A 15,582-nucleotide genomic window follows, 5' to 3' on the forward strand; every position below is an offset into this window, starting at 1 on the left:
TAAAGGATTGGGGAAACATAAGCGGGTTTTATCTTTTACGCTGATTATGGGGGATTTTACTTTTTTCTTTGTGAGATATTTAAAGATGACTTGAACAGTAGATAGGCGATACCTTGCACATGCTTTGCACATACTTTACACATGCCTTTGATGTGGAGATGACATGGAGGTGATGTGGAGGTGACGTGGACTTGATCGGTAACATATTGTGTATCAATGCGCTATAGGTGGTTCCGGGAGATTCTTTAGAGGGGTTGCATCAGAGAAACAAACTGGATATCAATACTTTAGGTACATTATAAAGATAAACGTAATCTGGCAAAAAAACAAAATTTTGGATTTATGGTAGTGTCTCAGTTTGAAGTTTTATCCCTGAGCTACTAAGTACAGGTAAATTAAATAATCCTGCAGCAACGGCCCTCATTTGTTCCAGAATGCTGTTCTACTTTTTCAATGATCCTGAAGGTCCGAATCTTTTAATAGTTGTGGGATTGGCGATGGCTGTATATTTTTTTTTATGCGATATATGTATTCAGCCCGTCCAAAATCAGTTTAATCCTGCTCCAAGACAATTTTCCATCGCCGGAGACGATTGCTTTTCGCGGGCCGCCAGCAGTTCTTTTAGTCCCATCATGAGTAGGGAGCCGGTACCGAAGAGCAGCATCACCCAGGGAGCGTTGTGGATACCCTGTGTGGTAATGATCCAGCCGCTAACGGCCGTTCCCAGGGTAACGCCCATATTGCCGAAAGAAATGGATAAGCTGGTGGCAAACCCCGGCGCTTCCGGCGCAGCAGCTACCATGTATGCCTGTGCGGTGATAAAGCAGGGCGTGTGCAGGAAACCCCATACAATAATGAGCGGCACCGACAACAGCGGGAGATAGTAAATCCCGATAGACACCAGGGTGATAGCAATGAGGGAAGCAGCCATTGTAGCGGTTACGCTTTTGCCCAGCAGTTTACCCGCCAGGAAGTTGCCGGGTACGCCGGCGGCGCCAAACAGCAGCAACATTACGCCCACCTCGCCGGTGGACATATGATTTACTTTTCCGAGGTAGTCCGCAAAATAACTGTAGGTGGAAAACATGGCCGACACCATAAATACGTTCATGATACTACTGGCCAGGAACGCAGGTTTGGTGAGTATTTTCAGCTGCGCGCCATAGGATGGTTTTTCCCCTGCCGGCATTGATGGCAGAAATGCAAGAATGGCAACCAGGGCCAGCGCGCTCACAATAGTTTGCACTACAAACGATAATTGCCAGCTGTTATAGATCCCTGCCAGCCAGGTGGCAAACGGTATAGTCGTAACCGTTGCAATAGCGATGCCACTCATTACAATCGCCATCATTTTATGGGTGTGCTTTTTATCGGCCGCACCTGTGGCCGCAGCGATAGCCGTAGAAATGTATACCGGCTGCAGGAATGCCGGCAACATCCGCACCAGCAGCAGCAACCAGAAAGGAGGCGATAAAGACGATACCACTCCTGTTATGAGAAAAATAGAGATGCTGACAGCCATCAGCGTTTTACGGTTATATCCCGATAACCAGAGTGTCATCAGGGGACCACCCAGCGCAATTACCAATGCAAAGGCGCTTAACAGGGTACCTGCCTGGTCGATAGAAATGTTGTAATATGCCGCCAGCTGCGGAAGTATACCGATTACACCGAATTCGGTGGTGATGATGCCAAGTAAACCAAGACTTCCAATATATGCGATCCTTTTCATTTGCTTTGTGGTTGAATAATACCGTACTTTTTTGCAGATACAAAAGTGAGGGACTAAATCATATAAAGAAAATAATATGATTTATCAATCATCATAAAAATATTTATACCTTGCAGTATGGTTAACCTGGAGTGGTACAGAACATTTAAAGCCGTATATCAAACCGGCTCACTAACAGCGGCATCAAAGATGCTGTTTATTTCGCAGCCGAATGTAAGTCAGCATTTATCCGCGCTGGAAGCGCATATCGGGAAACAGCTGTTTGAGCGTAAGCCCAAACTGGTACCTACCGATTATGGCAAGTTATTTTATACGCAGGTGGTAGAGCCCCTGGAAAAACTGGAGAATGTAGAAGCTGATTTCCGTTACTTCTGTATTACCAAACAATTACCCAACATTCACATTGGCGCCGTAAAAGAATATTTCCAGGCCGTAGTAGCCAAGCGTATCAGCGGCGTGCCGGCGAATATTATAACGGAGTTTGGTCTTACCAAAGACCTGCTGCGGCGGCTGCAGAAAGGCGATCTTGATTTCCTCATTGCCACGCAGCTGACAGAAGAGAAGAACATCATTTACGAGCCCATACTCCGCGAGCAGTTCCTGATAGTATCCAGCCCCGGTCTTGATATAAAGCCATTCAAAAACTTCCTGAAAAAGAAAACGCCGGATGAGGCAGAGTCGTGGCTCCTGAAACAGCAATGGTTTGCCTACAGCAGCGACCTGCCGGTGATACGGCGTTTCTGGCTGGAAAACTTCCGCAAACGCCCCGCTATCAAACCGCAGTTTATTATCCCGGACATGCAAACCATCCTGCAGGCAATCAGTTGCGGTAACGGTGTTACCATCACCGCCGATTATATGGTGAAAGAAGGCATCAAAAAAGGGGAACTGAAAGAAGTGTGGCGGGGCAATGTGCCTGCCAGCAATACGCTGTACCTGGCTTACGACAATACCCGGATATCCACCGACCGGGTGAAAATTGTGCGGAACCTGCTACAACTTTAAACCGGCTGCTGAAAAGAAAAATAAAGTTTATTTTGTAGTTCAGAACGATCATTTACTATTTATGAAGCTAAGATTCCACCTAAGCACCCTTTGGCTTATTTTAAGCATGTTTGGCAGCACCATGAGCCAGGCCCAACAAACCCCTCCCCGCTTCCGGGTTATCGCCTTTTATACTGCTAAAAACGACCAGGCGCACATCAGCTTTGTACACGAAGCCAATAAATGGTTTCCGGAGATGGCCGCAAAATATCATTTCAGCTACGACTCCACCAACAACTGGCAAAACCTGAACACCGTATTCCTCTCGAAATACCAGGTAGTGATTTTCCTGGACACACGGCCGGAAGATCCTGCACAGCGCGCCGCATTTCAGCAATACATGGAACATGGCGGCGGCTGGATAGGCTTTCACTTCGCAGCTTTTGCACTCACTCCATCTGATGTGCCTCAAAACTGGAACTGGTACCACAATACCTTCCTGGGCTCCGGATCTTACGGCAGCAACACCTGGCGCCCCACTTCCGCGGTGCTGCGTGTAGAAGACCACCGGCATCCGGCCACCAGGAATATGCCGGATACTTTCTCTGCTGCACCCAATGAATGGTACCGCTGGAGTAATGACCTGCGCAAAAACCCGGACATTAAAATACTGCTGTCGGTGGATTCCAGCAGCTTCCCGCTGGGCACTGGTCCCAAGCAACATGAGATCTGGCACAGCGGCTACTACCCTGTGGTATGGACGAACAAAAAGTATAAGATGCTATATCTGAATATGGGGCATAACGATATCGACTATGAGCATCATACCAATAAGGAATTATCTTTCATGTTTGCCAATGAAACGCAGAACAGGCTGATACTGGATGCGCTGGAGTGGATGGGGAAGAAGAAATAAAAAAGCCGCGCACCGGATGTATACCGGTGCGCAGCTGTTGATTATTTAGCCTGTAAGGTGGCAATAGTTTGCTGTTGTGCTGCTACCTGCTTATTTAAGCGTTCTACATTTTTATTCAGCTGTATAATATACAGCGTGAGTTCTTCTACCTTCTTCAGTAACTGCTGATCAAATTCCCCCAGGTCCAATCCTTTTTCAAGTACTTCTTTTTCGGAAGGGATACCTTCCAGGTGTTTTTCGGTTGTTACAAAGTGTTCCACCTGTTGCAGGGATGGCAACTCGTACTCCGGATGAAATACATAATCTGCCCAGGCGCCTTGCTGTACTTTAACACGGCGTGCGCCGAGCGTACCTTCTACGGTGAGTTTATAGTTGGCTGACGGACTAGGACTTCCAATACTCATGTTACCGGTGTTGCCATCGGCCACCATAAAATAGTTAGCCGCACCGGTTCCGTCAGAATTTACATTTGAGAAATACAAATTTGCACCGGAGGCTCCCAGGCCAAATGACCGTGTGGCGCCGGCAAATTCAATAGCGGAGCCATTGTATAATTTCATTGATTTTAGCCAGTTATTGGTAGTCCAGGTAGGCCCACCTGCCACATCCAGCTTTGCTGAGGACCCTTGTGTGCCGATACTGACATTTCCCTGTATACCGATGGCATCAGTTGGCGCAAACGGCAGTACATTTGTTACATTATCATCTTTTACTAAAATCAGTGTCTCTCCACTTGCATAACCTGTAAATGAAAAAAAGTTCATCGATGCACTGTTTACTATTTCTGCGGCCAGATAACTTTTACTATTATAAACAAGCGTCACTAATCTTACCAGTTCATTGTAACTGATAAGGGACCCTTTGGTGGCGTTATACGCCGTAGAAGTATTAACTTCTATAGTCCATTTCCTGTTAAAAGCGACAGTAGCTCCTCTGAGTCCAGTGATTTTCCCCATTACATGCATATCGGGTAATAAAGTCCCCGTATATAATTCATGCAGCAATATATAATTAGGACCTTGTGAATCCTCAGATGCCCCGGTGATTAAACGGTTCACAAAATAATTCCGGTAATTATCCACTACCTGCAATTTACTTACAGGGTTAAGCGTTCCAATTCCTACATTGCCGGTAGTACCAATCACATTGGTTTGAGCCTTTGCAGTGGCAAACGCGAGTACAAAAAGTACAGGGAGTAATTTTTTCATGAGATTTTATTTATCAGATATAAATTTCAGGCAGAACGGAAAGCACGACAAGGCTATATTGCAAGGTATACTTAAGGGTAACGGGTTAACCATTCTGAACACTTTCCGTCCGGGAACAAAGGAAAGGAGAAAGAACAAAAGTATTGATCACACTTTTGTGTTATGCGGAGTTTGTCTTTCTCAGGATTACGCTGATTATATTGATTACCTTGATTTGATCACTTGTGATTTTAAATGATTCGGGGAGATATAAGCGGATTTTGTCTTTCTCAGGATTAGACTGATTATACTGATTACTTTGATTTTCTTTTTTGGATTTTTAAGGATTTAAAAAGATTTTGGGAGATACAGGCGAATATCCGCTTATATCTTCCCGAATCATTTAAAATCACAAGTGATCAAATCAAGGTAATCAATATAATCAGTCTAATCCTGAGAAAGACAAAATCCGCTTTTAATTCATAAACGCTTCTATCTTTTTCTTCTCATCCAGCTTTACAAACTGCCCGTACTTATCCAGGTATTCTTTGGCAACTGTTTTAAACCCGGCCTTATCCTGTTTATTGAGCAGATAGATTGTTCTTGCGCGGAGATAAATTTCTTCTCCCGGCGCGCCGTAAGGCTTTACAGCAGTATAGATAGCGGCCCAATCGGGGTTAGCGCCATTATCCGGTACGGCCGGTGCGATGAGGTCCTGGTAAATGAGGTTCATCATTTTTACGGCCGATTGTCTGGCGCCCATTGCTTTATCGATGGCTTCCATGTTATTGCGGATAATGGAGAAGCCCGTGTCGCGGGTGCTGCCGGTTACCTGCATCACATAACGAAGATCGTCTTCTGAATACGGTTGTTTCATCACCGCGAAATAGTCGGCTCCTGCGAGGGCGGCGCCATCTTTATCGCCTGCCTGCACGGCCAGCATTGCCAGCTTTCTTAAAAACGCCGGATCTTTTTTTCCATCGATATACTCCTGCAACATGGCGCTGTAAATGGCAGTGGGTTCTGTGAGATCGGCATCCTGTGCGGCGACTGTGGGAATGGCGCCCATGTCTTTATTGAGGGGCGCATGGATTTTTCTTATTTCTGCAAATGGAATTTTCACTACTTCGCGGTCGTAAGTGAGCAGGCCATTTTGTTCTCCTTCCACATCAAAGGGTTGGGTGTAGATGCTGGCGGATAAGCCTTGCCGTTCCAGTAATTGCAGGTGTTGATTCATCACGGCGTATTTCGATTTCAGCGCCCCCGGCTTTTCCTGGATGTATCCCCAGGCGGTATTGGTGTTCCACTGATGATCGGCGATGAATACGCCGATACCGCCGAACTCGCCCAGTACGCGGGCCTTTCCGGGCATTTTAATAGCGTTCATAGGATTGGGGTAGCTGTGTACATCGGTGAGGTCTGCACTGACGTAGGCATTCGGACTGGGGCTGCGGAGTTTTTCATTTACATACAGGTATTCCCCGGAGTGGCCGTTAACGAGGCGGGAAGGGTCGCTGCGTTTGATCCATTCTGTTAGGCGCTGCTGATCAAACTGTCCCCATTTTTCATTGAAGAGCACCCAGGTGGTAACGGAGGGATAGTTGTGCAGTTGCGCCAGCGTTTCTTTGCATTGCTGTTCAAAGGCGGCTTTGGCGCCTTCCGGCAGGCTGTGATTGGGGCTTACCATATCCTGCCATACCAGCATGCCGAGTTTATCAGCCCAGTAGTACCAGCGGTCCGGTTCTACTTTGATATGTTTACGGATGGTATTAAAGCCCATTGCTTTAATGGCTTTGATATCGAATGCCAGTGCTTCATCAGTGGGCGCCGTGTATAAACCATCGGGCCAGAAGCCCTGATCCAGTGTGCCGAGGTTGAAGTATGGTTTGTTGTTAAGGAAGATGCGGTCCACTCCTTTTTCATCTTTCGCGATGGATACTTTGCGCATACCAAAATAACTTTTCACTTCATCAGCCACCGTATTGCCTTTCAGGAGTTTTACGGAAAGGTCGTACAGGAAGGGGTTTCCGGGCGACCATAAGATTGGGTTTTCCAGCTTTAGCTGCAGTGGTGCACCGCTTTTTCCTTTCACTTTACCTGCGGGCTTACCATTGGTAGAGGCGATGGCTTCTACGGTGTAGCCGGCAGGTGCGCTTACCGTGAGGTTGAGTTGTTGTTTATCTATATCCGGTGTGAAATTTAGTCCGGAGATATAATCTGTTGGCACTTTCTCCAGCCAAACGGTTTGCCAGATGCCGGAGCTGGGTGTGTAATAAATATTGGCGGGATTAAGTACCTGCTTGCCGGAAGGGCCGATGCCCCTGTCGGACGGATCGTAGATCTTCAGTACGAGGATGTTTTCGCCATTCTTTACAGCGTTGGTGATATCGATGGTAAACGACGTATAGCCGCCGGTGTGACCACCCACTTCTTTCCCGTTGAGATATATTTTGCTTTGCCAGTCGACCGCGCCAAAATGCAGGAGTGTTCTTTCGCCGGCAGCCTGACTGATCTCAATTTTGCGGCGGTACCAGAGGCGTTGCTCCGGGAGCAGTGTTTTTTTTACGCCCGACAGTGCCGATTCCAGCGGATAGGGTACCAGTATTTGTCCGTCGAAATTATAAGGCGCTGCTTCGTCGGCAGCGGTGATGGCGTATTCCCAGAGACCATTAAGATTTTGCCAGTTGCTCCGTTCCAGCTGTGGACGGGGATATGCGGTGAGTGCGTTTTGCGGACTTACTTCTTTCGCCCATCGGGATTGAATGGCAACGGGCTTCATTTTATAAGTGGTTTGTGCCTGTAGGGGGCAAAGGCCGGATAATAGCAAGGTGGCGGCCAGTAATGGTGTTCTCATCATGGAGTTACTTATTTCTTTGTGGTTAAATTGAGTGGTTGACAGGGTTGTGATCTTCTGTTCATCTTAATGGCTAAAACAGGTACGGCAGCAAAATATACATAATTCCCGATGAATAAACGGACTTAACTTTTAAGGTTTGTTAATCTGTATATTTTGCATTTTCATTAATATTATATTTTACAATAATGCTATATAATCATCTCTATAATTAAAAAAATAAACAGCATCTCTTTGTGATAATTAATATTTTATTCATAAATTATACAAAACAATCTCATCCTATGGCATAATTAAAATATTATTAAAATGAGTACTATAAACCTCAATCGCTATGATCACATCTCCAACACCTGGGATGAAATGTACATTGCCGATAATCACCTCCGGGAGCAATACCACCGGATTATCAGCTACCTGGAGAATGAATCTGCCAACGACCTCAATAAGAAAGAAGAACTGGCGAAACGGTTGTTTATGAGCCAGGGGATCACCTTCACGGTATACGACAGCGGAGAAGGGATTGAAAAGATCTTTCCGTTTGATATTATCCCCCGCATCATTACCTGCGCCGAATGGGCCTTTATTGAAAAAGGTATTAAACAACGTTTGAAAGCCCTTAACCTTTTTCTGAAAGATGTATATAATAACCAGTTTATTATCCGCGATGGCGTAATCCCTGCTTCACTGATCTACTCCTGCCCTCATTTCCTGCGGGAAATGCATCAGCTGAATGTGCCGTACGACATCTATATCCATATTGCCGGGATAGACCTTATCCGGGATTACGACGGCACTTTTTATGTGCTGGAAGATAATCTCCGTACGCCTTCGGGGGTGAGTTATATGCTGGAAAACCGGGAGATCACCAAACGGCTTTTCCCCGACCTGCTGCCGCAGTGCAAAGTGCGCAGCGTAACAGAGTACCCGTCTATTCTTTATAAAAACCTGCTGTCGCTGTCGCCGCGGGCGGTAGCCAATCCCACCATCGTTTTGCTCAGTCCGGGTATGTACAACTCCGCCTACTATGAGCATACTACACTGGCCCGCCTCATGGGGGTGGAACTGGTGGAAGGCCGCGACCTGGTGGTACGGGATCAGAAAGTATACATGAAAACCACCACCGGTTTGCAACAGGTAGATGTGATTTACCGCCGCGTGGATGATGAGTTTATAGATCCGCTGGTATTCAATCCTAAAAGTGTGCTCGGCGTAGCCGGCCTGATGAGCGCCTACCGCAAAGGCAATGTAGCCATCATCAATGCCACCGGCAACGGTGTGGCCGATGATAAAGCCGTATACAGCTACGTGCCCGACATGATCAAATATTATTTGAATGAAACACCGCTGTTAAAAAACGTACCTACTTACAGTTTGGGTAACCCGGAACATAAGGAATATGTCTTTCAGAACATGCATAAAATGGTGATCAAAAAAACCAACGAAAGCGGCGGTTATGGCATGTTAATGGGGCATGCTGCCTCCGAATCAGAAATAGAAAGCTATAAAAAAGAAATACTGAAAGATCCCCGCAATTTCATCGCACAGCCCACTATCAGCCTGTCTACCGCCCCTTGTTACCTCGATGGAATGCTGCAACCCCGCCGGGTAGACCTGAGACCTTATGCCCTCGTAGGACCAGACGGCATCTCTATTGTTCCCGGCGGATTAACCAGGGTAGCCCTGAAAGAAGGCTCCCTTGTAGTAAACAGCTCACAGGGTGGCGGCAGTAAAGACACCTGGGTACTGGCATCATAAACTAAAACACAAGCCTATGTTAAGCAGAGTAGCCTCCAGTTTATATTGGTTGAGCAGGTATGTAGAAAGAAGCGATGGTATTTTAAGAATGCTGAAAATAAACTACGCATCTTCACAGGACACCATCCAGGAATTTACGTGGACACCGGTGATCCGTATTTCTTCCGGCGGAAATGAAGCAGAAATTTCATCTATCAAAAACGATAGCCGGTCGGTGATCGAGTACCTGCTCTTTAACCGCGACAATCCCAACTCCATCATCAACATGATCACACTGGCCCGTGAAAACGCCCGGAGTGTGCAGGAACACATTGCAAAAGACCTCTGGCAATGCCTCAATGAATACTATCATACCGTAAAAGATCCAAAGCTGCTCTGGTATGTACAAAAAGATGACCCCGTAACAGCGCTGGATATCCTTATTAAACAGGTAATGCTGTATTACGGTACTGCAGGCAGTATCATGGAAAGAGGCGAAAGCAGGAGCTTTATGAGCATCGGTAAATACCTGGAGAGAAGTATACAGTCTATCGATATCCTGGATATTAAATTTATTTCTATCTCCAATAATCCTGACCTGCTCACAGATACCTCTTACTGGCAACACCTGCTGCTATCGCTGGGTGGTTATGAGCTGTACCTGAAAACCTACCGCAAAGGCTTTGAGGCGGAAAACGTGCTGGAACTGGTCATGCTCAACAACGATTTCCCGCGGTCGGCAAAATATTCCGTCAATAATATTTACCGGTATTTCGAACGATTGAAAAGCGATAAAAATATTGAACACTATAATAAGCTGTCGTTTAACATCGGGCGGCTGAACAGTACCATCACCTATAGCTCCGTAAACAGTATGAAAGCCGAAGGGCTGCATCCCTATCTTGTTAAGATCAGGAGTGAGCTGTATGGCATCGGAAACCTGCTGAATGAATACTATTTCGCAAACGCTTAACCATTGCATTATATGCCTGTTTTCAAAATAAAACACATCACGCATTACACCTATGAAACACCCGTGCGGGACAGCGCCAATCAAATCATCCTGTATCCCGTAAAAGATGATTACCAGAAAGTGATCAAACATGATCTGAGCATTTCCCGTCACCCGGAAGTGGAAATATTCAAGGATTACTACGGCAATGAAGTGGGTATTTTTACGCAAACGGAGCCGCATCATGAATTGAAAATATTTTCTGCCATCGTTGTAGAAACCATACCACGGCCGCTACCAGCCGATACTCTTCCTCCTGCCACCCAGTGGCAAATGCTGGAAGAGATCCGCTACGACGTAGCTTTTATTGATTATCTTAAACACGAAGTTTTTGAAAGCGTGGCTTCTTTACGGCAAATTTCGCTGGACCTGAAAGAAGATACCGATACGCCTTTCAAAACAGCGGTGCGTTTTTGTGATTATGTGTACACCCATTTCGATTATATCAAAGGAGTAACAACGGTAGACAGTACCCTGGATGAGATCCTGCTGCTACAGGCAGGCGTATGCCAGGATTTCGCGCACCTGTTAACGGCCATGCTGCGGTTTACACAAATTCCGGCGAGGTATGTGAGCGGGTATATCTGCCCCAATAAAAATGGTATGCGCGGCGAGGGCGCCACCCATGCCTGGGCGGAAGTATATATTCCTGAATATGGCTGGCTGGGACTGGACCCCACCAACAACTGCATAGCTGGTGAAAATCATGTAAAACTGGCCGTGGGACGTAATTTCAGCGACTGCTCACCGGTGAAAGGCGTATACAGCGGCGGCGCCGGCCACACGCTGGATGTTACCGTATCGGTGGGTTACGACGACCAGGATCAGTTTGATCCCGAGCCGTTTTTCCCTGCCCAACCCGCCATGAGCAGTACGGTTCCGGCAGCGCCTGCAAAAAATAGTTATCAGCGTCATCTCGAAGAAATGATGATGCAGCAACAGCAGCAACAACAATGAGTACCCGTATTATACCGGCGAACGGTGGAATATCGTCTGCGGAGCCCGCCGTTGGCCGGTTTGGCCCGCCAGGAACCATTTCTTATTTATTTCTTAAAACAATTTGATAATTCACAAATAAAGAAAAATTTATATAGTTTTGCTTTGAACCTTAATGAGAGGACTAACTACAACTGTCACAACTTAAAAGAGTACAATGCAAAGCTTAGCCATAAAAGGCCGCTGGGATGCTATCTGTAATACCATCAGCAAAATCCCGCCGAAATACCTGTATGCTTTATTTTTATTAATGGCGGTAGGCATTTCCTTTCATGCCTGGTATTCCTCGCAGGACATGGAAAGATGGACCCGTTATAATAACTTCCTGATCTTTAAACAGGCATTTTCGCACCTGGTACACAACCAGGATCTCTACGTATTATACGAATCGGAGTATTACGACCTGTATAAGTATAGTCCGTCGTTTGCCCTGTGGATGGGCGCTTTCGCCTGGATGCCGGATGTACCGTCCCTGATTTGCTGGAATATTATGAATGTGGTAGTATTTATTATTGCCATCAGGACCTTACCGGTAAAGAAAGAAAAACAATCGATCCTGTTGTTGTTTTTGGCTATTGAGATGATGATTGCGCTTACCAGTTCCCAGATCAACGTAATGATCGCAGGCTTTTTCATCCTGGCTTGGCATTGCATGGAAAATAAAAAGATCTGGCTGGCCGCGTTGTTGCTGGTGATAACGGTGTATATCAAATTATTTGGCGTAGTGGCCATGTCGTTGTTCCTGTTGTATCCAGAACGCTGGAAAGCCGCGTTGTACACCGTGTTCTGGACTGTGGTAATTGCGGTGATGCCGTTGCTGGTGATTTCCTGGGATCAGTTGCTGTTCCTTTATAAAAGCTGGGGCCACCTGCTGGCCAATGACTACTCCGCCTCCTACGGCGTGTCTGTAATGGGGTGGTGGCATACCTGGTTTGATATGGATATCTCCAAACAATTGTTCATGCTTTCTGCGGCAGCGGTGTTTATGGCGCCGTTCATACCCATACTTTACAACCGGGAATCGAAATTTAACCTGAGCATGCTGGCTTCTGTGCTGATATGGGTGGTGATCTTTAACCACAAGGGCGAATCGCCTACTTATATTATTGCGCTCACTGGCGTAGCCATCTGGTATTTTACGCAGGAGCGGCCATCCACATTCAATACAGTGCTGGTGGTGCTTACGTTGGTATTCACCTCCTTCTCTTCTACCGACCTGATCACTCCTTATTGGATTGCCAGAACTTATGTAGAGCCTTATGCAGTGAAGGCGGTGTTTTGTTCTATTGTATGGCTGAAAATAGTGCTGGAGCCATTTTTTGCGACATCCCCGGAGCCGGGAACAATTACGGCAGAGAAGCTGCAGCGGGCAGTATAAAGAAAACGAAAAGGGAAGGCACGATGCCTTCCCTTTTTTATGCGTTTTGTTTTCTTACGTATTTGGTGAGGATCACGATGAGTTGTCCTTCTATCTTTCCTTCTATTTGTTCTGTATTATCCGGTACAAGGCGGATGTTCTTTACCACGGTACCCATTTTAGCGTTTAAGGTAGAACCTTTTACATCAAGGGATTTGGTAAGAATAACCGTGTCGCCGTTTTGCAGGATGGCGCCATTGCTATCCCTGTGAAGATCTACAGCGCCGTCATTTTCATGATCGCCGGTAGCTTTGGCCCAGGCCAGCGCTTCATCGTTCAGGTAAATCATGTCCAGGTTATCTGCTGCCCAGCTTTCCTGTTTTAAGCGGTTTAGCATACGCCAGGCCACAATCTGCACACCCGGAATTTCGCTCCACATTGCTTCGGATAAGCAATGCCAGTGGGTACTATCCAGCTCTGCTTTTTTCTCGATCTGCGACTGACATTTCTCACAGATGAAGATACAATTATCCTGATCACTGTAGGTTTGAGGAGGTACTTCATACACATTCAGCGGCCCATCAGATTTGCATAGTTCGCACTTATTTTCGCTCCTTGCTAGTAATAGTTCGTTCAGCTTCATAATATCCTTTATAAAAAAATGTGCACGAAGGTAACGTTTTTGTCCCGGAAAATGGCGATTTTCTCATTATCCTGCTGTTACCACCCGGTAAACGGGGGCAATCAGTGCATTGGCTGCCGTATTAACGCTATTTAAGTACTGTTGCCAGCAGGCGGATCCCTTCTTCCAGTTCCGCGGGCGTTAATGATGCATAGCCCAATCGTAATGCGTTCAAAGGTTTCCCGTTGAAGGAGAACCTTTCGGTAGGTATAATGGAAACGCCTTTTTTTAGCAGCTTTGCGGCCAGTGCTTCTGTATTGATATCCCGGTTTATTTTTACCCAATAGGCCAGTCCGCCTTCCGGTTTTTTAAACGAAATTTTTTTATCGAGATGGGCATGAAGATACTCACTCATTGCTTCACGTCTTTCGCGGTAGAACCTGGAGGCCCTTTTTGCATGCCGGTTGATGGCCCCCTGTTCCATCAGTTCCGCAATGGCCTGCTCCATAATCGGATCCCCCTGCCTGTCGACCAACGCCCTCAACCTGGCCAGGGACGCGATAAATGCAGGCGGGCCTGTTACATAACCGATACGTACTGCCGGCGCTACCAGCTTACTGAGGGAGCTGATGTAGATTACATTGGCGGCATGTTCATCACTGGCCAATGGCAGCAGGCTTTTCGCCTCGAAGTGAAATTCATGATCATAGTCATCTTCAATGATAGCAAATCCATACCGGGTGGATAGTTCCATCAATTTCAGGCGGCGCTCCATTTTCATGCTCACCGTTGTAGGAAACTGGTGATGCGGGGTAACATATACCGCTTTCAGTTTCTTAGTACGGCATACCTGTTCCAGTTCTTCTACCATCAATCCTTTATCATCCACACCAATGTTGATCATGTGCGCGCCTGCATGCACAAATGTTTGCCATGCAGGCAAATATCCCGGGCATTCCATAGCTACGCTGTCGCCAGGCCGGATAAGCGTTTGAGCGGTGAGGAACAGCGCCATCTGGCTTCCCCTGGTAATGCAGATATCTGCTTCGCCGGTGTTCATCCCTCTCCTGGAAGACAGCATACCGGTAAGGGCTATACGTAATCTTTCTTCTCCCTGTTCATGTCCGTATCCCAACATGCGCCACCTGGCTTTCTGCTGAAAGATCCGTTTATAGGCCCGGGCCAGTTCGTCTAATGGCGCCAGCCGCACGTCGGGTAAGCCATCGTTGAATACAATAAAGCCGGAATTGGTTTTAGCTGGTATGGGCGCTATCTCTGTTTCATTAAATTCAAAGCTGCTGCGGGACCGGTTGGCTGTTTTTTTCAGTGTTGGTAATTCCGCGGCCACAAACGTTCCTCTTTTATCGGCAGATTCCAGCCAGCCCTCCGCGATTAGTCCTTCGTAGGCCAGTACCACCGTTTTCCTGTTTACGCCGATATCTTCCGCCAGGATACGGCTGCCGGGCAACGGGCTGCCGGGTTTCAGCCGGCCCTTCTTTATTTCCGCAGCAATACCATCTGCAATCTGCTGGTATACCGGCAGCTGATGATTGAAATCTATAGCGAGTATCGTTTTCCAGGGTCTGAGCATCTGGACCATCTATTTTAATGAAAACTGGATCATTATGATCATCCAAAAATAGACAAATTTTGTGGCATCAAAACAAACCAGTATTTCTTCACACTTAAATTTTGAGTATATGAAAAAAGTACCCGATCAATTTTCGTCAAAAGATTTTCACCAGACTTTTGCCCGCCCTGTATTTGTAAAGCCCTCGAAGCTGATACACAAAAATGTAGAAGAGGCCGGGGAGCATAACCAGTTTTCAGCAGAGCGCAAACACCCGGTTTTCTTTGTGGATTTGCCCACGAAAAATGTCAGCATGACCATCGGCGGACTATTACCCGGTCAGCTTACCAACCGGCACCGCCATACGTATGAAACGGTATTATATGTACTGGAAGGGAAAGGCTATACTGAAGTAGAAGACGAGAAAGTATACTGGGAAGCAGGAGATGCCGTATACATTCCCAGCTGGGCATGGCACCGTCATCAGAATGAAAGCGATCATGAGCCTGCCCGGTATATCGCCTGCGAAAATGCGCCGCAGCTGCAAAATCTTGGCGTAGCACTGAGAGAAGAGGAAGGCCGCGATCTGTAACTATCTTTCTTAATTAAAAATTA

Annotated in this window: 12 protein-coding genes; 7 read left to right on the top strand and 5 right to left on the bottom strand. The window is 46.6% G+C overall.

The window, feature by feature from the left end; genetic code table 11:
* Positions 1 to 547: 547 nt before the first annotated feature.
* Entirely contained in the window at positions 548 to 1,732 is a 1,185-nt protein-coding gene (locus ACMXI2_RS17050) for an MFS transporter (protein ID WP_483777295.1), read from the bottom strand.
* 117 nt (positions 1,733 to 1,849) lie between these two features.
* On the opposite strand from ACMXI2_RS17050, the gene ACMXI2_RS17055 reads away from it, so the two are divergent.
* Positions 1,850 to 2,737: a LysR family transcriptional regulator gene (locus tag ACMXI2_RS17055; protein ID WP_483777296.1), complete on the top strand. Its 888-nt coding sequence runs from the start codon at positions 1,850 to 1,852 to the stop codon at positions 2,735 to 2,737.
* 61 nt (positions 2,738 to 2,798) lie between these two features.
* On the top strand, positions 2,799 to 3,632 hold the full coding sequence (locus ACMXI2_RS17060) for a ThuA domain-containing protein (protein WP_483777297.1): 834 nt from the start codon (positions 2,799 to 2,801) through the stop codon (positions 3,630 to 3,632).
* A 41-nt stretch (positions 3,633 to 3,673) separates the two neighbouring features.
* Here ACMXI2_RS17060 and ACMXI2_RS17065 read toward each other — a convergent pair whose 3' ends face one another.
* Entirely contained in the window at positions 3,674 to 4,840 is a 1,167-nt protein-coding gene (locus tag ACMXI2_RS17065; RefSeq protein ID WP_483777298.1) for a hypothetical protein, read from the bottom strand.
* 454 nt (positions 4,841 to 5,294) lie between these two features.
* Positions 5,295 to 7,676, bottom strand: coding sequence for a glycoside hydrolase family 2 protein (locus ACMXI2_RS17070; protein ID WP_483777299.1), 2,382 nt, complete (start codon positions 7,674 to 7,676; stop codon positions 5,295 to 5,297).
* A 306-nt stretch (positions 7,677 to 7,982) separates the two neighbouring features.
* Here ACMXI2_RS17070 and ACMXI2_RS17075 point away from each other — a divergent pair, with 306 nt between their 5' ends.
* From ACMXI2_RS17075 to ACMXI2_RS17090, 4 genes are all read left to right on the top strand, one after another.
* Positions 7,983 to 9,431 (top strand): circularly permuted type 2 ATP-grasp protein, encoded by a 1,449-nt coding sequence (locus ACMXI2_RS17075; protein ID WP_483777300.1) that lies wholly within the window; start codon positions 7,983 to 7,985, stop codon positions 9,429 to 9,431.
* A 16-nt stretch (positions 9,432 to 9,447) separates the two neighbouring features.
* A complete protein-coding gene (locus ACMXI2_RS17080; protein WP_079472668.1) occupies positions 9,448 to 10,383 on the top strand; it encodes an alpha-E domain-containing protein in 936 nt (311 codons plus the stop codon).
* Between the two features lie 12 nt (positions 10,384 to 10,395).
* A complete protein-coding gene (locus ACMXI2_RS17085; protein ID WP_483777301.1) occupies positions 10,396 to 11,379 on the top strand; it encodes a transglutaminase family protein in 984 nt (327 codons plus the stop codon).
* Between the two features lie 196 nt (positions 11,380 to 11,575).
* Positions 11,576 to 12,796 (top strand): glycosyltransferase family 87 protein, encoded by a 1,221-nt coding sequence (locus ACMXI2_RS17090; RefSeq protein ID WP_483777302.1) that lies wholly within the window; start codon positions 11,576 to 11,578, stop codon positions 12,794 to 12,796.
* Positions 12,797 to 12,833: 37 nt separating this feature from the next.
* Here the strand turns inward: ACMXI2_RS17090 and ACMXI2_RS17095 are convergent, their stop codons facing one another.
* Both ACMXI2_RS17095 and pdxR read right to left on the bottom strand, forming a co-directional pair.
* Positions 12,834 to 13,418: a PhnA domain-containing protein gene (locus tag ACMXI2_RS17095; protein WP_483777303.1), complete on the bottom strand. Its 585-nt coding sequence runs from the start codon at positions 13,416 to 13,418 to the stop codon at positions 12,834 to 12,836.
* Between the two features lie 127 nt (positions 13,419 to 13,545).
* Positions 13,546 to 14,988, bottom strand: a complete 1,443-nt coding sequence (gene pdxR / locus ACMXI2_RS17100) for a MocR-like pyridoxine biosynthesis transcription factor PdxR (protein ID WP_483777304.1) — start codon at positions 14,986 to 14,988, stop codon at positions 13,546 to 13,548.
* Positions 14,989 to 15,097: 109 nt separating this feature from the next.
* Between pdxR and ACMXI2_RS17105 the strand changes: the two genes are divergently transcribed.
* The gene (locus ACMXI2_RS17105) at positions 15,098 to 15,559 is read left to right on the top strand and encodes a cupin domain-containing protein (protein ID WP_111579271.1); all 462 of its coding nucleotides are present in this window, start codon (positions 15,098 to 15,100) and stop codon (positions 15,557 to 15,559) included.
* The last annotated feature ends 23 nt before the right edge of the window (positions 15,560 to 15,582 follow it).

This window comes from Chitinophaga sp. G7 BAM 1005, assembly GCF_057126945.1.